The sequence below is a fragment of the Streptomyces sp. NPDC048636 genome, assembly GCF_040650655.1.
In the GTDB taxonomy this organism is placed as follows: Bacteria; Actinomycetota; Actinomycetes; order Streptomycetales; family Streptomycetaceae; genus Streptomyces.
Genome location: NZ_JBEZHR010000009.1, coordinates 43595 through 62759, shown reverse-complemented (window position 1 = coordinate 62759; position 19165 = coordinate 43595). Strand labels below are relative to the sequence as shown.

14 protein-coding genes are annotated in these 19165 nt (G+C 70.1%); 4 read left to right on the top strand and 10 right to left on the bottom strand.

Translation table 11 applies throughout. The features are described 5' to 3' along the window. Positions 1 to 62 precede the first annotated feature (62 nt). The 3 genes from AB0C66_RS23780 (at position 63) to AB0C66_RS23770 (ending at position 4857) form a co-directional block, all read left to right on the top strand. Positions 63 to 1340 (top strand): ribonuclease D, encoded by a 1278-nt coding sequence (locus tag AB0C66_RS23780; protein ID WP_362442016.1) that lies wholly within the window; start codon positions 63 to 65, stop codon positions 1338 to 1340. A 173-nt stretch (positions 1341 to 1513) separates the two neighbouring features. After that, positions 1514 to 2731, top strand: coding sequence for an acetyl-CoA C-acyltransferase (locus tag AB0C66_RS23775; RefSeq protein WP_362442014.1), 1218 nt, complete (start codon positions 1514 to 1516; stop codon positions 2729 to 2731). Continuing rightward, a complete protein-coding gene (locus tag AB0C66_RS23770; protein WP_362442011.1) occupies positions 2728 to 4857 on the top strand; it encodes a 3-hydroxyacyl-CoA dehydrogenase NAD-binding domain-containing protein in 2130 nt (709 codons plus the stop codon). Before AB0C66_RS23775 ends, AB0C66_RS23770 begins: the two co-directional genes overlap by 4 nt. Positions 4858 to 4976: 119 nt before the next feature. Here the strand turns inward: AB0C66_RS23770 and AB0C66_RS23765 are convergent, their stop codons facing one another. Beyond that, complete coding sequence (locus tag AB0C66_RS23765; RefSeq protein ID WP_362442008.1) at positions 4977 to 6029, bottom strand: hypothetical protein; 1053 nt, start codon at positions 6027 to 6029, stop codon at positions 4977 to 4979. 70 nt (positions 6030 to 6099) lie between these two features. Here AB0C66_RS23765 and AB0C66_RS23760 point away from each other — a divergent pair, with 70 nt between their 5' ends. Beyond that, positions 6100 to 6531 (top strand): NTP pyrophosphohydrolase, encoded by a 432-nt coding sequence (locus tag AB0C66_RS23760; protein WP_362442005.1) that lies wholly within the window; start codon positions 6100 to 6102, stop codon positions 6529 to 6531. A gap of 22 nt (positions 6532 to 6553) precedes the next feature. On the opposite strand, the gene AB0C66_RS23755 is transcribed toward AB0C66_RS23760, so the two are convergent. The 9 genes from AB0C66_RS23755 to ngcE all read right to left on the bottom strand — a co-directional run bounded on the left by AB0C66_RS23755 (position 6554) and on the right by ngcE (position 19037). Continuing rightward, the gene (locus tag AB0C66_RS23755; RefSeq protein WP_362442618.1) at positions 6554 to 8020 is read right to left on the bottom strand and encodes an amino acid permease; all 1467 of its coding nucleotides are present in this window, start codon (positions 8018 to 8020) and stop codon (positions 6554 to 6556) included. A 283-nt stretch (positions 8021 to 8303) separates the two neighbouring features. Next, entirely contained in the window at positions 8304 to 10286 is a 1983-nt protein-coding gene (gene dxs, locus AB0C66_RS23750) for a 1-deoxy-D-xylulose-5-phosphate synthase (protein ID WP_362442002.1), read from the bottom strand. A gap of 170 nt (positions 10287 to 10456) precedes the next feature. After that, the gene (locus AB0C66_RS23745) at positions 10457 to 11761 is read right to left on the bottom strand and encodes a sugar ABC transporter permease (RefSeq protein ID WP_362441999.1); all 1305 of its coding nucleotides are present in this window, start codon (positions 11759 to 11761) and stop codon (positions 10457 to 10459) included. Continuing rightward, entirely contained in the window at positions 11758 to 12546 is a 789-nt protein-coding gene (locus AB0C66_RS23740) for an ATP-binding cassette domain-containing protein (RefSeq protein WP_362441996.1), read from the bottom strand. The genes AB0C66_RS23745 and AB0C66_RS23740 overlap by 4 nt, the downstream gene beginning before the upstream one ends. A 127-nt stretch (positions 12547 to 12673) precedes the next feature. After that, positions 12674 to 13777, bottom strand: a complete 1104-nt coding sequence (locus AB0C66_RS23735) for a substrate-binding domain-containing protein (RefSeq protein ID WP_362441993.1) — start codon at positions 13775 to 13777, stop codon at positions 12674 to 12676. A gap of 181 nt (positions 13778 to 13958) precedes the next feature. Then, the gene (locus AB0C66_RS23730) at positions 13959 to 15212 is read right to left on the bottom strand and encodes an ROK family transcriptional regulator (protein WP_362441990.1); all 1254 of its coding nucleotides are present in this window, start codon (positions 15210 to 15212) and stop codon (positions 13959 to 13961) included. Between the two features lie 320 nt (positions 15213 to 15532). Beyond that, positions 15533 to 16477 (bottom strand): carbohydrate ABC transporter permease, encoded by a 945-nt coding sequence (locus AB0C66_RS23725; RefSeq protein ID WP_362441987.1) that lies wholly within the window; start codon positions 16475 to 16477, stop codon positions 15533 to 15535. Between the two features lie 61 nt (positions 16478 to 16538). Continuing rightward, positions 16539 to 17462, bottom strand: a complete 924-nt coding sequence (locus AB0C66_RS23720) for a sugar ABC transporter permease (RefSeq protein WP_362441984.1) — start codon at positions 17460 to 17462, stop codon at positions 16539 to 16541. Between the two features lie 138 nt (positions 17463 to 17600). Continuing rightward, positions 17601 to 19037 (bottom strand): N-acetylglucosamine/diacetylchitobiose ABC transporter substrate-binding protein, encoded by a 1437-nt coding sequence (ngcE, locus tag AB0C66_RS23715; protein WP_362441982.1) that lies wholly within the window; start codon positions 19035 to 19037, stop codon positions 17601 to 17603. Between the last annotated feature and the right edge of the window lie 128 nt (positions 19038 to 19165).

The following is a 19165-nucleotide window of genomic DNA, read 5'->3' as shown; positions in this document are numbered from 1 at the left end:
TCGACGGAACGTTCCGTCGACGGGCGCCCTGCGTACCCGGCGTGCACAGCTACCCTTGACAGGTGACCGACGCCCAAGAGACCGCAGCAGAGACGACACTGCGAACCACCGGGGGCGCTCCTCCGGACGACCTCCCCCCGGCGCCGGTCCCCTTGCTGGAGCCGCGCGAGGGCATCCCGCCCGTCACCGCGGACGCGGACGCGCTCGCCGAGATCGTGGCGGCCTTCGCCGCGGGCCACGGCCCGGTGGCCGTCGACGCCGAGCGTGCCTCCGGCTACCGCTACGGACAGCGGGCCTACCTGGTCCAGCTGCGCCGGGCCGGAGCGGGGACCGCACTGATCGACCCCGTCGGCTGCCCCGACCTCTCGGGGCTGGGGGACGCCATCGCCGGCGCCGAGTGGGTACTGCACGCCGCGACCCAGGACCTGCCGTGTCTGCGCGACATAGGCATGGTCCCGGCCCGGCTCTTCGACACCGAACTCGCGGGCCGGCTGGCCGGGTTCGCCCGGGTGGGGCTCGGCGCCATGGTCGAGAACATCCTCGGCTACGCCCTGGAGAAGGGCCATTCCGCCGTCGACTGGTCCACCCGCCCGCTGCCCGAGCCCTGGCTGCACTACGCCGCGCTCGATGTGGAGCTGCTGGTGGACCTGCGCGACGCGCTGGAGGAGGAGCTGACCCGCCAGGGGAAGCTGGACTGGGCGCACCAGGAGTTCGCCGCCATCGCCGCGGCCCCGCCCGCCCCGCCGCGCAAGGACCCCTGGCGGCGTACGTCGGGGATGCACAAGGTCCGGCGGCGTCGGCAGATGGCCGTGGTGCGCGAGCTGTGGACGGCCCGGGACCAGATCGCCCAGCGCCGCGACGTCTCCCCGGGCAAGGTGCTGGGGGACGCGGCGATCGTCGAGGCCGCGCTCACGGTGCCGACCAGCGTACGGGCGCTGTCCGCGCTCAACGGTTTCGGCCACCGGATGAGCCGCCGCCAGCTCGAGCAGTGGCAGGCCGCGGTGGACCGGGCGCGGGAGCTGCCGGAGGCGGAGCTCCCGCAGCCGGGCCAGCAGGTGGCCGGCCCCCCGCCGCCGAGGGCCTGGGCCGACAAGGACCCGATCGCGGCGGCGCGGCTGGCCGCGGCCCGCGCCGCGGTGACCGCGCTGGCCGAACAGCTGAATCTGCCCCAGGAGAACCTGATCGCCCCGGACACCGTGCGGCGGCTGTGCTGGGAGCCCCCGGAGGAGCCGAGCACGGCGGCCGTCGCCACCGTGCTGGCCGGTCACGGCGCCCGCGCCTGGCAGATCGACCAGGTGGCGGAGGTGCTCACCGGCGCCCTGGAGGCGACCCCGGACTGAGGTGCGGCGCGGCGATCGGCGAGGGGTGCGGCCGCTCGGGTCTGTGACGTTCGACGCTCCGGCGGCGGGGACTGGGCACCGTGGTTACTCATAAGTAGCATGAGGGTGTGGACGCGCGCCCTCACCGGCGTGCCCCCGCAGCAGTGCCATCCCGCACCTGGAGGAGAGCCAACGTGCCTCGTACCGCTAGGGACGTCGTCTTCGTCGACGGCGTCCGCACCCCATTCGGCAAGGCGGGCCCGAAGGGCATCTACCACGAGACCCGCGCCGACGACCTGGTCGTCAAGTGCATCCGGGAGCTGCTGCGCCGCAACCCGGATCTGCCGCCGGAGCGCATCGACGAGGTGGCCATCGCCGCGACGACGCAGATCGGCGACCAGGGCCTGACCCTCGGCCGTACCGCGGGCATCCTCGCGGGGCTGCCCCAGTCCGTCCCCGGCTACTCCATCGACCGGATGTGTGCCGGTGCGATGACCGCCGTCACCGCCACCGCCGGTTCCATCGCCTTCGGCGCCTACGACGCGGTGGTCGCGGGCGGTGTCGAGCACATGGGCCGCCACCCGATGGGCGAGGGCGTCGACCCCAACCCCCGCTTCGTCTCGGAGAAGCTCGTCGACGAGTCGGCCCTGTTCATGGGCATGACCGCGGAGAACCTCCACGACCGGCTGCCGCACCTGAGCAAGCAGCGGGCCGACGAGTACGCGGTGCGCAGCCAGGAGAAGGCCGCCAAGGCGTACGCCAACGGCAAGATCCAGCAGGACCTGGTGCCCATCTCGGTGCGCCGCACCAGCCCGGAGGGCGGCGAGACCGGCTGGGGTCTGGCCACCGCCGACGAGCCGATGCGCCCGGGCACCACACTGGAGAACCTGGCCTCGCTGAAGACCCCGTTCCGTCCGCACGGCCGGGTCACCGCGGGCAACTCCGCCGGTCTCAACGACGGCGCCACCGCCTCGCTGCTGGCCTCCGAGGACTTCGCCCGTGAGCTGGGGCTCCCGGTGAAGATGCGGCTGGTCTCCTACGCCTTCGTGGGCGTGGAGCCCGAGGTGATGGGCTACGGCCCGGTCCCGTCCACCAAGAAGGCCCTCGCCAAGGCGGGGCTGACCATCGACGACATCGGTCTGTTCGAGGTCAACGAGGCGTTCGCGGTCCAGGTGCTGTCCTTCCTGGACCACTACGGCATCGCCGACGACGACCCGCGCGTCAACCAGTACGGCGGCGCGATCGCCTACGGCCACCCGCTCGCCTCCTCCGGCGTCCGGCTGATGACCCAGCTGTCCCGGCAGTTCGAGGAGCAGCCCGAGGTCCGCTACGGCATCACCACCATGTGCGTCGGCTTCGGCATGGGCGCCACGGTGATCTGGGAGAACCCGCACTTCGAGGGGAACAAGTGACCACCACCGCAGAGCTTCTCAAGGGAGCCGCCGAGCTGTTCCCGGACGAGGTCGTGACCCAGGCGCACGTCCGCCACCTCGACCTCCCCCAGAACGCGGGCCGCTTCGCGCTCATCACCCTGGACAACGGCCTGGACCACACCAAGCCGACCACCTTCGGCCCGGCCTCGCTCGCCCACCTCGACGCGGCGCTCGACCAGGTCGAGAAGGAGGCGGCCGACGGCACGATCGTCGGCGTGGGCCTCACCGGCAAGCCGTTCATCTTCGCCGTCGGCGCCGACCTCAAGGGCGTGGAGCTGCTGGCGAGCCACGAGGACGCGCTCGCCATCGGCAAGGGCGGCCACGCGGTCTTCAAGCGGCTGTCCTCGCTGGCCGTGCCCACCTTCGCGTACTACAACGGCGCGGCGATGGGCGGCGGTGTCGAGGTCGGGCTGCACTGCACCTACCGCACGGTCTCGGCCGCGCTGCCCGCGTTCTCGCTGCCCGAGGTCTTCCTCGGCCTCGTCCCCGGCTGGGGCGGCTGCGCACTGCTGCCGAACCTGATCGGCGCCGACCGCGCGGTCTCGGTGATCATCGAGAACTCGCTCAACCAGAACAAGCAGCTCAAGGGGCAGCAGGTCTACGAGCTCGGGATCGCGGACGCGATCTTCGAGGGCGCGGACTTCCTGGAGCAGTCGCTGATCTGGACCGCGGCCGTCCTCAGGGGCGAGATCGAGATCGCCCGGCCCGAGGTGGACCGCGGCGACGCCTGGCACGAGGCGGTCGTACGCGGCCGCGCCATCGCCGACAGCAAGGTGCACGGGGCGGCCCCGGCCGCGTACCGCGCGCTGGACATCATCGACGCCTCCCGCAACGGCGACCTGGCCCGCGGCTTCGACGCCGAGGACAAGGCGCTGGCCGACCTGATCATGGGCGGTGAACTGCGCAGCGGTATCTACGCCTTCAACCTGGTGCAGAAGCGTGGCAAGCGCCCGGCCGGTGCGCCGGACAAGTCGCTGGCCCGCCCGGTCACCAAGGTGGGCGTGGTGGGCGCCGGTCTGATGGCCTCGCAGCTGGCGATGTTGTTCGCCCGCCGTCTGGAGGTGCCGGTCGTGCTGACCGACATCGACCAGGAGCGTGTGGACAAGGGCGTGAGCTATGTCCACGGCGAGATCGACAAGCTGCTGCTCAAGGGCCGGGTCAACCAGGACAAGGCCAACCGCCTCAAGGCCCTGGTCAGCGGCTCCCTGGACAAGGCCGCCGCGTTCGGTGACGCCGACTTCGTCATCGAGGCCGTCTTCGAGGAGATGGGCGTCAAGCAGAAGGTGTTCGCCGAGGTCGAGGCGGTCGTGCCGGAGCACGCCATCCTCGCCACCAACACCTCCTCGCTGTCGGTCTCCGAGATGGCCTCCCAGCTCAGGCACCCCGAGCGGGTCGTGGGCTTCCACTTCTTCAACCCGGTCGCCGTGCTGCCGCTGCTGGAGATCGTCCGCGGTGAGCGGACCGATGACGCGGCGCTGGCCACCGCCTTCGGTGTGGCGAAGAAGCTGAAGAAGACCGCCGTACTGACCAAGGACGCCCCGGCGTTCGTCGTCAACCGGATCCTGACCCGCTTCATGGGCGAGATCCAGAACGTCATCGACGAGGGCACCCCGGTCGACGTGGCGGAGCGGGCCATCGAGCCGCTCGGGCTGCCGATGTCCCCGCTGGTGCTGCTGGAGCTGGTCGGCCCGGCCATCGGTCTCCATGTCTCCGAGACCCTGCACGGCGCGTTCCCGGACCGCTTCACGGTCTCGGAGAACCTCAAGCGCGTGGTCGAGGCGGGTAAGCGCGGCTTCTACGTCCATGACTCCGGTAAGCCGGAGCTGGACCCGGAGGTGCTCGCGCTGATGGTGCAGGGCGACACCGTCCTGACCGAGGAGCAGGTGCGCGACCGGGTGCTGGACGCCGTCGCGAAGGAGATCGGCCTGATGCTCGACGAGGGCGTCGTCGCCGAGGCGCAGGACATCGACCTGTGCCTGATCACCGGTGCGGGCTGGCCCTTCCACCTGGGCGGCATCACCCCGTACCTGGACCGCGAGGGCGTCTCGGAGCGGGTGAACGGGAAGAGGTTCCTGGCCCCGGGCGTGGCCAGCGTCCCGGCGTAGTACCGAGGACCCGGCGGCCGGTGTCCCGGCCCCGATCCACGGGCGCCGGACGGATCCCTGACGATCCGTCCGGCGCCCGTCGGCGTTTTCCGGGTGGCTCCCGGGCCTCCAGCGGCCGCTCAGCGGCCTCCGACGCGGGTCCAGGCCCGGAGGGCCAGTCCGCCTTCGTCGGTCTTCTGACGGGCCACCAGCAGCGCGCCGTCCAGCGAGACGGCGGCCAGCACCACCCGGCCGAGGCCGTCGAGGGCCAGCGCCGGGTCGTGGGCGCCCTGTTCGCCCGACGGCGTCCACCACACACCCGCCGCCTCGTCCTCCGTCGGATGGGCGGCGACGGACAGCCGTCCGCTCCCGGTGTCGCGGTGGACCAGCACGGTGCAGTCGTGGCCGTCCACCGGCGCGCGGAGTACGGCGACCGGCCCCGAGCCCGCCTCCCCGCCCAGGGGCGCGGTGGCTTCGGTGTCCGGGCGCCAGGCATGCAGCCCGCCGCCGTCCGCGTCCCGCCAGTAGTGGGTGACCGTGTCCCGGCTGCTCTCCACGGCGGAGGCGGACCACGCCTGGACCCGCGCCGGTATGTCGTCCCCGCGGCGCAGGGCGCCGCCGGGCTCCGGCTGGTACCAGCGCAGGGCGGCTCCCCCACCGGCCGGAGCGAGGAGTTCGACCCGTCCGTCGGCGGTCGCGGCGGCCGACAGCCCGTCGAGCACGTCCTTGCCCTTCAGATCGGTCCAGCCGCCCCAGGCGCCCTTGGCGTCCTGGCGGCGGCAGCTCACCCCGTGCCCGGCGTTACGGACGAAGACATGGACCGCGCCCGAGGAGGCCACGGCGACGGCGGGGGCGCCGGTGCGCGCCGCCTTGCCCCGGTCCTTGGGGTGCGGGGTGCCGAGGGTGTGCCACCCGGTCAGCGGACGGCCGGTCTGGAACTGGGTGGCATGGACCACATCGACCCGTGGTGGCTCGCCCTCCGGGCCGGGTCTGCGCCGCAGCCCCACCAGATGCGCATAGCCGTCGGCACCCTGAGCGACCGTCACCGCGCCGATGTCCGGGGCCGCTATCGGCCAGGGGCCCGTCCACGACGGCCCTCCCGGACGGTCCTCGGTCCAGCGGGCGACACCTCCCGCCACCTGTGCGTAGGCCGTGAGCCTGCCGTCCTTGCCGCGGAGCAACCGCAACGCCATGGCCCGCCGCCAACCTTCCCCGGCTCCGAACGCCGTGTTCCCACCCCGTCCATAGTATTTTGCCTGGTCTATGAACGGTTCTGACGCCGGTCCCGTCCCGGCCCCCGGTCTGGTGGTCGTGGACGCGGCGAACGTGGTCGGTTCGGTGCCCGACGGCTGGTGGCGCGACCGCCGTGGCGCGGCCGAGCGGCTGCGCGACCGGCTGGCAGCCCTGACGCTCGGCGGCCTTCCCGAGGGCGAGGGTGTCCCCGGGTGGGCCACCCGTACGCCGCTGGACCTCGTGCTGGTGGTCGAGGGCGCGGCCCGCGGGGTGGAGTCGGTGGACGGGGTCCGGGTGGAGTCCGCGCCGGGCAGTGGCGACGACCGGATCGTGGAGATCGTCGCGGAGCGGGAGCCGGGCCGTCCGTGTCTGGTGGCGACCGCCGACCGGGGCCTGCGCGCCCGGGTGCGGGAGCTGGGCGCGGATGTCGTCGGCCCGCGGGCGGTCCGCCCCGAGGGCTGAGCGGACTGAGCCGGCTGACGGGTCAGCGGCGGGCCGGGAGGTTCATCCGGCTGTGGCGGCGTCCGTAGAGGAAGTACACGACGAAGCCGATGACCATCCACGCCCCGAACCGCACCCAGGTCTCCGCGGGCAGATTGAGCATCAGCCACAGGGAAGCGGCCACCGACACCAGCGGCAGCACCGGCACCCACGGGGTGCGGAAGGCGCGGGGCAGATCGGGGCGGGTGCGGCGCAGGATGACCACGCCGAGGGCGACCACCACGAAGGCGAAGAGGGTGCCGATGTTCACCAGCGCGGCCAGTTCGGAGATGCTGGTGAACCCGGCGACGATCGCGATGACCACGCCCAGCAGGATGGTGGACCGGTAGGGCGTGGCGAACCGCGGATGCACCTTGGAGAAGACCCTCGGCAGCAGCCCGTCACGGCTCATCGCGAAGAACACCCGGCTCTGGCCGAGCAGCAGGATCATGCACACCGTGGTGAGGCCGACGGCCGCGCCGAAGCTGATGAGACCCGCGTAGAAGGGATGGCCGGTCGATTTGAAGGCGTCGGCGAGCGGGGCGTCGACGGACAGCTCGGTGTACTTCTGCATCCCGGTGACCACGATGGACACCGCGACGTACAGCACGGTGCAGATGAGGAGCGAGCCGAGGATGCCGCGCGGCATGTCGCGCTGTGGATTGCGGGTCTCCTCGGCGGCGGTGGCCACGATGTCGAAGCCGATGAAGGCGAAGAAGACCACCGCGGCGGCGGCGAAGATGCCCTGCACGCCGTAGGTGGTCGGCTCGTAGCCGAACATCAGCTGGATCAGCGGCGCGCTGAGCCCGGAGCCCGCGACCGTGCCCTGGGCCTCGGGGACGAACGGGTCGTAGTTCCCGGGCTTGATGAAGAACGCGCCCGCGATGATGACCAGCAGCACCACGGTGAGCTTCACCGCCACCACCGCGGAGGTGACCCGCGCGGACAGCTTCATGCCGATGACCAGGATCGCGGTGAGCACGAGCACCAGCAGGAAGGCGAGCAGGTCGAAGGCGAAGCCGTGGGCCGCCTCGGGGCCGGAGAGGGCGAGCGGGAGGTGCCATCCGGCGTTGTCCAGGAGCGAACGCACATAGCCGGACCAGCCGACCGCGACCACGGCGGTGCCGAGCGCGAACTCCAGCACCAGGTCCCAGCCGATGATCCAGGCGGGCAGCTCGCCGAGCGAGGCGTACGAGAAGGTGTACGCGGACCCGGCCACCGGCACGGTGGAGGCGAACTCGGCGTAGCACAGGGCCGCGAGGGCGCAGACGATGCCCGCGACGACGAAGGCGAGGGCGGTCGCCGGGCCCGCCTGCTCCTTGGCGACGGCTCCGGTCAGGACGAAGATGCCGGTCCCGATGATGACGCCGACACCGAAGACGGTGAGGTCCAGGGCGGACAGGGACCGGGTCAGCGCGTGCTCGGGCTCCTCGGTGTCCTGGATGGACCGCTCGACGGACTTGGTCCGCAGATAGTCCGGCCGGGCCTTGACTTTGGCACCGCGTCCCGCGGAGCCGCCGTCGGGTCTCTGCTCGCTCACCGGTGCCACCTCCACGCCAGCCCGTGCCCCGTGCGCGCCCATGGTTCAGCCAACCGGCGTGGAGCGGGGCGGGGGCACACTCCGGCCCCCGCCGATTCACCCGATGGGGCGGGCCCGTGGGATACGCGCTGGGCCGGTCGGAGCACGAGGCTCCGACCGGCCCGATGAGGCGTGGCGGACGGTGAGCGGCCGCGGTGGCGCCGGCGGCCAGGGCCTAGTCGCGCACCGGCTCGGCGGCGGAGGCCGACCGGGACACCGTCGCGTCCCGGTCCGATCCGGTCGCTCCGGCGGACTCGGCGGAGTCGCTCTCGTCGCGGTTGCCGATCCGCGAGACCAGACCGGTGACCTGGCGGGCGATATCCGGTGCGGTCAGCCCGATCTCGGCCATGACCTCCTTGCGGGAGGCGTGGTCCAGGAAGCGCGGCGGGATGCCGAAGTCGCGCACCGGCATATCGACGCCGGAGTCGCGCAGCGCCTGGGCGACGGCGGAACCCACACCGCCGACCCGGCTGTTGTCCTCGACGGTGACGACGACGCGGTGGCGCTCGCCGAGCGCGGGCAGCTCCTCGTCGACCGGCTTGACCCAGCGCGGGTCCACGACCGTAGTGGAAATGCCCTGTTTGTCGAGAAGGTCGGCGACCTCCAGACACATCGGGGCGAGCGCGCCGACCGAGACCAGCAGCACATCGGGCCGCTCGCGGTCGGCCCGCGCGGGCTCGCGCAGCACGTCCATCCCGCCGATCCGGCCCACGGCGGCCACCGCCGGGCCCACCGCGCCCTTGGAGTAGCGCACCACGGTCGGCGCGTCATCGACCTGGACAGCCTCGCGCAGCTGGGCGCGGACCTGGTCGGCGTCGCGTGGGGCGGCGATCCGCAGCCCGGGGACCACCTGGAGGATCGACATGTCCCACATGCCGTTGTGCGAGGCCCCGTCGGTACCGGTGATCCCGGCCCGGTCGAGGACGAAGGTGACACCGCACTTGTGCAGCGCCACATCCATCAGCACCTGGTCGAAGGCGCGGTTGAGGAAGGTGGCGTAGACGGCGAAGACCGGGTGCACCCCGCCGGTCGCCAGCCCCGCCGCCGAGACCGCCGCATGCTGCTCGGCGATGCCGACGTCGTACACGCGGTCCGGGAACCGCTTGGCGAACTCGGTCAGGCCCACCGGGTGCAGCATCGCCGCGGTGATCGCGACGATGTCCTCGCGCTCCTCGCCGAGCTTGACCATCTCCTCACCGAAGACCGAGGTCCAGTCGGCGCCGGAGGCGGAGATCGGCAGCCCGGTGTCCGGGTGGATCTTGCCGACGGCGTGGAAGCGGTCCGCCTCGTCCTGGAGGGCGGGCTGGTAGCCGCGGCCCTTCTCGGTGAGGCAGTGCACGATGACCGGGCCGCCGAACCGCTTGGCCCGCTGGAGCGCGGACTCCAGCGCCTCGATGTCATGGCCGTCGATCGGGCCGACGTACTTCAGGCCCAGGTCCTCGAACATGCCCTGCGGGGTGATGAAGTCCTTCAGCCCCTTCTTGGCGCCGTGCAGGGTCTCGTAGAGCGGCCGGCCGACCACCGGGGTGCGCTCCAGCAGGTCCTTGCCGCGGGCGAGGAAGCGCTCATAGCCGTCGGTGGTGCGCAGCGTGGCGAGGTGGTTGGCCAGCCCGCCGATGGTCGGGCCGTAGGAGCGCTCGTTGTCGTTGACGACGATGACCAGCGGGCGGTTCTTGGCGGCGGCGATGTTGTTGAGCGCCTCCCAGGCCATTCCGCCGGTGAGCGCCCCGTCGCCGATCACGGCGACCACATGGTCCTGCTTGCCGAGCAGCTCGTTGGCCTTGGCCAGGCCCTCGGCCCAGCCGAGGACGGTCGAGGCGTGGCTGTTCTCGATGACGTCGTGCTCGGACTCCTCGCGCGAGGGGTAACCGGACAGCCCGCCCTTGTTCTTGAGCCGGGAGAAGTCCTGGCGGCCGGTGAGCAGCTTATGGACGTAGGACTGGTGGCCGGTGTCCAGCAGCACCTTGTCCCGGGGCGATTCGAAGACCCGGTGCAGGGCGATCGTCAGCTCGACCACACCGAGGTTGGGGCCGAGGTGGCCACCGGTCTTGGAGACGGCGTCGACGAGGAAGGTGCGGATCTCCGCGGCCAGCTGGTTCAGCTCCTCCGGAGCGAGCCGGTCCAGATCGCGCGGTCCCCTGATGCGGGTCAGCAGCACCCGTGCCTCCTTGCTTCGAGCGTCTCCATCGAGCCTTGCCGGTCCGCCCGAGTCTAGTGTTCCGCCCAGTGCCGAAGACCCCGGCCCATGCGATGTCGGTCACGCGAACGGACGAGCCCGGTACCGCCCCGCGGGGCGGTACCGGGCTCATGGTCCTCCGGTGCGGCGGATCAGCCGCGGCCGGCGGAGCGTTGTGTTCTGCGCGACACCGAGTCGATCACGACGGCGGCCAGCAGCACTCCACCGGTGATCATGTACTGCACCGAGTTGGCCACGCCCAGGAGGTTCATCCCGGACGAGATCGAGCCGATGACCAGCATGCCCAGCATCGCCGACCACACCGAGCCCCGGCCGCCGAAGAGGCTGGTGCCACCGATGACCGCGGCCGCGATGGCCTCCATCAGCAGGTTGCCGGTACCGGCCTGCTGGCTGGCGGAGCCGACCCGGGAGGCGATCATGAGACCGCCGAAGGCGGCCATGAACCCGGAGAGGGCGAAGACCGACATCCGCACCGCCACGACATTGATGCCCGCGCGGCGCGCCGCCTCGACGCTGCCGCCGAGCGCCATCACCTTGCGGCCGTAGGCGGTGCGGCGGACCACGAAGTCCAGCAGCACCAGGACCAGCACGAAGATCACCAGGCCGAGCGGCAGACCCTTGTACTCGTTCAGCCGCCATGCCGCCGTGAAGACGATCGCGGCCAGCACTACGGTGCGCAGCAGGATCTCGCTCAGCGGCCGGGACGGGACACCGGCCGTCTTGCGCCGCCTCGCGTCCGCGAACTGGGCGAGGAAGAAGCCCGCCACCGCCACCGTCGCCGCCCCGTACGCGGCGACCAGCTGGGTGAAGTAGTGATCGGTGAGGGTGCGGATGAAGCTGTCGTCGTCGATGCCGATGGTTCCGGTGGTCCCCAGGACCTGGAGCATCAGTCCGTTCCAGGCCAGCAGACCGGCCAGGGTGACCACGAACGCCGGGACGCCGATCTTGGCGAAGAAGAATCCATGGAGCGCGCCGAGGATGGCACCGGCGCCCAGGGCGGCGACCACGGCTATCCCCTCGGGCACCCCGTGGTTCACATTGAGCACCGTGAGGGTGGCCGCGGCCAGACCGCTGATCGAGCCGACGGAGAGATCGATCTCACCCAGCAGCAGGACGAACACGATCCCGACCGAGATCATGCCGGTGCCACCGATCAGGATGGACAGATCGGAGAGGTTCTTGGGCGAGAGGAAGGCGCTGTCCTGCCACTGGAAGACCGCCCAGATGATGGCGATGCCGACGATGACCGGGACGGCGCCCAGATCACCACTGCGCATCTTGCGGCTGAACTCGGTCAGATAGCCCCGGAAGCCCTCCTGACGCACCAGCAGCCGCGGGTCCACGGCGGTGACCGCGTCCTTGGCGACCGGATTGGCGTCGGCCGGACCGCGCTTCGCGTGACTGCCGCCGTTGTTCTTGCGGACGTTGGTGCTCACTTCGCGACCTCCCCGCTGCGCGCCTTGCGGCGGGTCACGGCGTTGTCCGTGGCGCCGGTGATGGCGGAAATGATCTCTTCCTGAGAGGTGGAACGGACGTCGAAGGTGCCGTTGTTGCGGCCCAGGCGCAGCACGGCCACCCGGTCCGCGACCGCCTTGACGTCGGCCATGTTGTGGCTGATCAGGATCACGGCCAGACCGCGCTCGCGCAGCCGCTCGACCAGGTCCAGCACCTGGGCGGTCTGCTCGACGCCCAGGGCGGCGGTCGGCTCGTCCAGGATCACCAGCTTGGGCTCGCCCAGCATCGAGCGGGCGATGGCGACGGTCTGCCGCTGACCGCCGGAGAGCGAGGCGATCGGGATCCGGACACTGGGGATCCGGATCGACAGGGTCTGGAGCAGCTCACGGGCCCGGCGCTCCATCTCGACCTCGTCCAGCACCCCGCCGCGCAGGATCTCCCGGCCGAGGAAGAGGTTGCCGACCACGTCGATGTTGTCGCAGAGGGCGAGGTCCTGGTAAACGGTCGCGATGCCCAGCTCCTGGGCGTCATGCGGCCGGTTGATCTGGACCGCCCGGCCCTGCCAGGCGAGGACGCCCTCGTCGGCGGGGCCGACGCCGGCGATGGACTTGACGAGGGTGGACTTGCCCGCGCCGTTGTCGCCCACCAGGGCGACAACTTCACCGGCATGGACCTCCAGGTGGATGTCGCTCAGCGCTTGGACAGCGCCGAATCGCTTGGAGATCCCGCGCAACGCCAACACGGGTTCGTTCGGCACGATGGCCATCTCCGTTCCGGGCAGGATGAGCCCTGCTGCATGACGGAGGGGAGAGCGCTCTCTCCCCTCGGCTGGGGGGTGTCAGGGGGGCCGTCGGAGGCCGCCCGCGGGATCGCGGGCGGCCCACCGGGCGCTACTACTTGAGGAGACCGGCCTCGTCGCAGGCGGCCTTGTACTTGGCCGTGCAGATCTTGTCGACCTTGTAGAGACCGTCCTTGATGACGGTGTCCTTGATGTTGTCCTTGGTCAGCGAGACCGGGGTGATCAGCGTCGCCGGGATCCCCTTGGTGGTCGGGCTGTCCACCGTGTTGGACTCGTTGGGCTTGTCACCGCGGCCGAGCGCGATGGCCATCTCGGCGGCGGCGGTGGCCTCCGGCTCGTACGGCTTGTAGACGCTCATGTACTGGGTGCCGTCCAGGATGCGCTGCACACCGGCGAGTTCGGCGTCCTGTCCGGTGACCGGGGGCAGCGGGTCCACACCGCCGCTCTTGAGCGCGGTGATCGCGCCGCCGGCCATGGTGTCGTTGGCCGAGTAGACGCCGGCGATGTTGTTCTTGCCCAGCGAGGAAATGGCGCCGTTCATGGCCTCGTTGGCCTTGTCCGCGAGCCAGCGGTCGACGTCGTACTGCTTGCCGATGTCGACCTTGCCCTTGAGGACGGAGAGCGCGCCCTTCTTGAACAGGGCGGCGTTGGGGTCGGCCTCCCAGCCGTTGAGCATGACGACCTTGCCGTCCTTGGCCTTGTCGCCCAGCGCCTTGAGCAGCGCCTCGCCCTGGACCTTGCCGACCTTCTCGTTGTCGAAGGAGGTGTACCCGGAGACCGGGCCCTGGGCGAGCCGGTCGTAGGCGACGACCGGGATGTCGGCCTCGTCGGCCTTCTTGACCGAGCTGGCTATGGCCTCGGAGTCCACCGCGTCCAGGATGATCGCGTCGACCTTCTTGGTGATCATCGAGTCGACCTGCTGCTGCTGGAGCGCGGTGTCGGACTTGGCGTTGACGTAGAGGACCTTGCACTCGGCGCAGAGTGCCTTGATCTTCTTGGTGATCAGAGGACGGTCGAAGTTCTCGTATCTCGCGGTCTGGTCCTCGGGCAGGAGCAGGCCGATGGTGAGGGGACCGGTCTTCTTCTTCTGATCCGACTTGTCGTCGCCGGCTTCCTTGGCCGAACCGCAGGCGGCGAGCGAGACCGCCATGGACACGACAGCGCTGGCGATGGCGACGCGACGCATCGTTGCGTTCATATTGGGGGTGACCTCCCTGACGAGGCCGCGTCCGCGCGGCCGAGGTGGCTGGAAGTCAACTCGGCCGCCCGCATGGCGTCAAGAAGTAAATCCTTAACGAGATGGCAACGGTGCCATTCGTTATCTGAGTGAACGCAGTCGGACGAGGCCCCATAGACGCAGCGTGACCGGACAAAGCGGGTCAGCTCAGGGCAGGCGCTCCGGCCGGAACCCCACCGGTCGGACCGGGCGCCCCACCAGGTCCGGCAGTCCCAGCAGCCCCAGCAGCCCCGTCCAGCAGGGTCGAATCGCCCATCTCGCTCAGCACCAGCGCCAGCGCGCCCAGTACTTCGGCCCGGCCGCCGAGCGCCCCGGGCATCACCGAGAGCTGCCGTGCGGCGCTGGGGATGGCGTAGCGGGCCACGGACTCGCGGATCGGGGCGAGCACGAGCTCACCGGCCTCGGCGAGCTGGCCGCCGAGGACCATACGGCTCGGGTTGATCAGATTGCACAGATTCGCCACTCCGCTGCCGATATGGCGCCCGACGTCCGCGATCACCCGGCGGCAGCCGGGGTCGCCCTCGCGGGCCAGCTGCACCATGCGTTCAACGGTCAGATCCATACCGTGGCTCGAGTAGAGCAGCGGCAGTACGTAGCGGGCCGCGGTGAAGGTCTCCAGACAGCCGCGATTGCCGCAGCGGCAGACCGGACCCGACTCGTCCAGGGTGATGTGCCCGATCTCGCCCGCCGTACCGCCCGGGCCGCGGTAGATCTGTCCGCTGATCACCAGACCGGCGCCGACACCGTCGGCGACCTTGATGTACGCGAGGTCGGCGACCCCGCGCCCGGAGCCCCAGACCAGCTCGCCGAGAGCGCCCAGGTTGGCGTCGTTGTCGACGTGCACCGGCACCCCCAGCCGCTGGGCGAGGTCATCGCGCGGATTGGTGCCCGCCCAGCCCGGCAGGATCGCCGTGGAGCCCAGTGTGCCGGTCTCGACATCGATGGGCGCGGGCACCCCGAGGCCGACGCCGACGACCTTGTCCTGGCGCAGTCCGGTGGCCGCGATCAGCCTGCTGACCAGCTGCTCGGCCCGGTCCAGCCCCTGCGAGGAGGACGCGTCCACATCCAGCGGCTCGGACTCCTCGGCCAGCACCTGATGGGCGAGGTTGCCGACGGCCACGCGCAGATGGGTATGGCCGAAGTCCACGCCGACGACGATGCCCGCGTCCCCGCTCAGGGAGACGCTGCGGGCCCGGCGGCCACCCGCCGAGGTGGGCGTGACCTCGACGGTCCCGCCGTCCTTGAGCTCACGGACGATGTTGGAGACGGTGGCGGCGGACAGCCCCGTGCTCCGGGCGATCTCCGCCTGGGTGAGCGAGCCCGCCATGCGCACCGCCCGCACCACCCGCTCGAGGTTGGCCCGGTGCAGCGACGACTGCGATCCCGGAGTCTCCACGCCCATCCACTCCCGCCTTCACGGGCGGCACGACGGCCGCTCCGCCGGCCGGGCCGCAGCAGTGAGGCCCGACGGTGTCTCCAACATGTGAACTCTAAGATGAGCCGCCTCGGTTGTCCCACGTCAAGTCCTTGACACGTTCCGGACGGCTCCCGGTCACGACGGTGCGCGCGGCGTCGCGCCATCGTGCGATCAGCACACTGATGTGCGACGTTCCGTGCCGGATGCACCACTTTGCCGCAAGGGTACGGGGCGCCTCCGCCGAACGGCGGGGGCGCCCCGTCAACCCATGAAAGGAGCCGCGTCCGTAAAGGGCGCGTCTACTTGATCGCGCCCGCCGTCAGACCGGCCTGGACCTGGCGCTGGAAGATGACGTAGACACCGAGCACCGGCAGCATCGCCAGCACCAGCCCGGCGAACAGCGCCGACCAGTCGCCCTTGTACTGCTGACTCGCGGCGAGCTGCACCAGACCCTGGGTGAGCACCCGCTTGTCCTCGTCGGTGTTCAGCACCGTCGGCAGCATGTACTGGTTCCACTGCCCCAGGAAGTTGAAGATCCCCACGCTGATCAGGCCCGGCTTCGCCATCGGCAGCATGACCTGGAAGAAGGTGCGGGTCTGGGAGGCCCCGTCGATCAGGGCCGCCTCCGCCACCGAGCTCGGCAGGGTCTTGAAGAACGAGGTGAGGAAGAAGACGGTGAACGGCAGCGAATAGGCGATGTAGACCAGGATCAGTCCGTGGAAGGTGTTCAGCAGGGCCAGGTTCTTCATCACGAAGAACAGCGGCACCAGCGCCAGGATGATCGGGAAGCTCATCCCGCCCACGAACATGAAGTAGACGACGCGCCTGCCCGGGAACTCGAAACGGGCCAGTACATACGCCGCCATCGCGCCCAGCAGCATGGTGCCGACCAGCGAGCACCCCACCACCACCACGGTGTTGAGGAAGAAGTCGCCGATATTGGACTTGCTCCAGGCGCGCGTCCAGTTGTCGAAGTGCAGGCTGGCGGGCAGCCCCCAGGGCGAGGTGAAGATCTCCTTGTCGGTCTTCAGGGAGCTCATCACCGCCCACAGCAGCGGCATGGTGACCAGGAGCGCCCAGAGCACCAGCATCCCGTGGGAGAAGACATTGAGGATCTTGCCCTGGCTGCCGAGGCGGCCCTCGGGGGTGTAGCGCGGCGGGAGCTGGTCCCCGGCGGGCTCACGGGGCGCCGCGTCGTCCTTGGTGGCGCCGCGGAGTTCCGAGGGCTGGGCGGGTGAGGTCACTGCGATACCCCCGGATCGGCGGTCGGACGGCGGTCGTGGTCTGCGGTGGACGGCCCGGGCATCAGTACTCCAGCCGTTCGCGCCGGCCCAGCTTGGACACGACGACCGCGAAGATCATGGTGACGATCAGCATCGCCACCCCGATCGAGGTGGCGCGGCCCGCCTGCCCGTCGCGGAAGGTCTTGGTGTAGACGTAATAGCCCAGCACCTGGGTGGAGTCGGCGGGTCCGCCCGGCCCCACGGTCATGATCTGGACCACGGCGAAGGCGTCGAGGGCGAGGATGCCCATATAGATCCAGCCGGTCTGGACCGTGTCCCACAGCAGCGGCAGGGTGATCCGGAAGAAGGTCGTGATCCGGTTCGCCCCGTCCAGCAGCGCCGCCTCGTAGAAGTCCCGGGGGATGGAGCTCATCCCGGCGGAGAACAGCACGACGTAGAAGCCGACGTTGCACCAGACCATCACGACCATCAGACACCACAGCGCCAGCTGGGGATCGGCCAGCCACTGCTGCTGGAGGGACTCCAGCCCGATACCGCCCAGGAACGCGTTGAGCGCCCCGTTGCGCGGGTTGTAGGTGAACTGGAAGAGCAGGGCGACGATCGCGATCGACAGCACCTGCGGAAAGAAGTAGACGACCTTGTAGAGGCCCGAACCGCGCACGCCGGACACGGCCGCGTTCTTCCGGCCCCGGCCGCCGACATTGAGCATGAAGGCGAAGAAGAGCCCGAGGCCGAGCGTCACCAGCGGTACGACCAGAAGCAGCAGGACATTGTGTCCGACCGCTTTCCAGAAGAGGTCGTCATGGAGCAGCCAGTCGTAGTTGTCGAACCCGACCATCTTGAAGTCGGAGCTCAGGCCGGTCCAGTCGGTGAAGGAATACCCGATGGCCTGGATGAACGGCGAGATCACGAAGACCGCGTACAACGAGACCGGCAGCGCCAGGAATCCGATGACGAAGCCGTACTTCCGGAACCACCGGATCACTCTCGACCGGGGATCGTGTCCGCGCGCGGGCCGTACTTTCCCCACACTCTGCGGACCGGTCCGAGTCCTGACCTTCTGCATCTCACCGACCTCGGTCTTCCCCCGCGGCCACTACCGCTGGTGACGCATCGAATGTCATCAGACGTGCTTGTACTTCTTGACGGCGTCGTCCTTGGCCGTCGCGTCGGCGAACTTCTGGATCTTCTTGATCGCCTCGGCCGGGGTCATCCGGCCCGCCATCATCTCGCCCAGCACGCCGACGCCGATCTCCTGCTTCTGGAGCGCCACGTACCAGTCCTGGAGCCGCGGGTTGACGACGTTCTTCCCGGCCTTCTCCAGGGCCGCCTGCGCGGACGCCAGCCCCGGCGGCAGCGAGAGCCCGTCGGTGCCGCCATTGAGCGAGGTGAGCGAGGAGACCTGCTTGACGAAGTTCCTGGTGGACTTCTCGCCCAGCATGATGCGCAGCAGCTCCATGCCGCCCTCGGGGTTCTTCGCCGTCTTCGGGACGATGAAGGGTTCACCGCCGGAGGCCCAGAGGGTGCCGAACGGCATCTTGTCGCCGCTGTCCAGGCTGGACGGCGCGCCCACGGTCATCTGGAAGTCCTTGGGCGTGGTCTTCTTCGCCTCGTTCTCCACCCAGGAGCCGTTCGGGATGAACAGCGCCTTGCCCTCGTTCCACGCGGTCTGCGACTCGATATGGGTCAGGCCGGGGGTGCCCTTGAGGATGTAGCCCTTCCGGTAGAGCTCGTAGTACGCCTCGAAGGCGGCCTTGACGGCCGGGTGCTTCCAGGCGTTCGGCTCCAGGTTGTCGATGGCGGTCAGGACGTCGGCGCCGCCGATCTTGGCGATGAAGGGGTAGAGGCTGAAGGGCAGGTAATACGGATACTTGCCCGGGTAGGTCCAGCCCGCGATGCCCTTCTTCTTCGCCTTGGCGCAGACCGCGAGCATGTCGTCCCAGGTCTCCGGGTACTCCACCCCGAGCTTTTCCAGATTGGTCTTGGAGTACCAGACGCCGTAGACGGTGTAGGCGTAGTAGAGGACCCAGACCGGCTTGCCGTCGAACTGGCCCATTTCCACGACGCCGGGGCGCAGGGTGTCGCGCACCTTCTTCTTCGGGTCGTCGACGGAGGGGGCGTCCAGCAGCGGGGTGAGGTCCGTCAGCTGCTTCTTGCCGACCAGGGTGCCGAAGTCCATCTGCTCGGCGCCGGAGTTGTCGATGAGGTCCGGCGGGGTGCCGCCGTTGAAACGCGGCTGGAGGGTCGTCTGGATCTTCTGGGTGGCGGAGTGCTTGACCTTGCCCGCGGTCTTCGGGAACGTCTTGGAGTATTCCGCCTCGGCGTCCTTGGCGTACTGCTGTCCGAAACCGCCGTCGAAGATGACGACGTCGAGCCCGGCGCTCTCGTTGACGGCGAGCGGGTTCTTCGCGGTCTTCTTGCCCTTGTCCACCTTGTTGGAATCGTCGTCGCCGCCGCTCGCGCAGGCAGTCAGCACGCTGACGGACGGCACGGCGATCAGTCCGAGCGCCGCAGACCGCTTTACCAGGTCACGACGGCCGACATCTGGTGTGGATCCCATGCTCAAGTCCTCGCCTTCGTCAGGACTCAGGCGGTGTGACGGTTTCCCGTACATCTCGCCTCCGGCGAGGGGCCCGACACCGCGGGTCAGTTGAAGCGTGAAGCGGAGTATTGCTGGGTGTGCGCCGG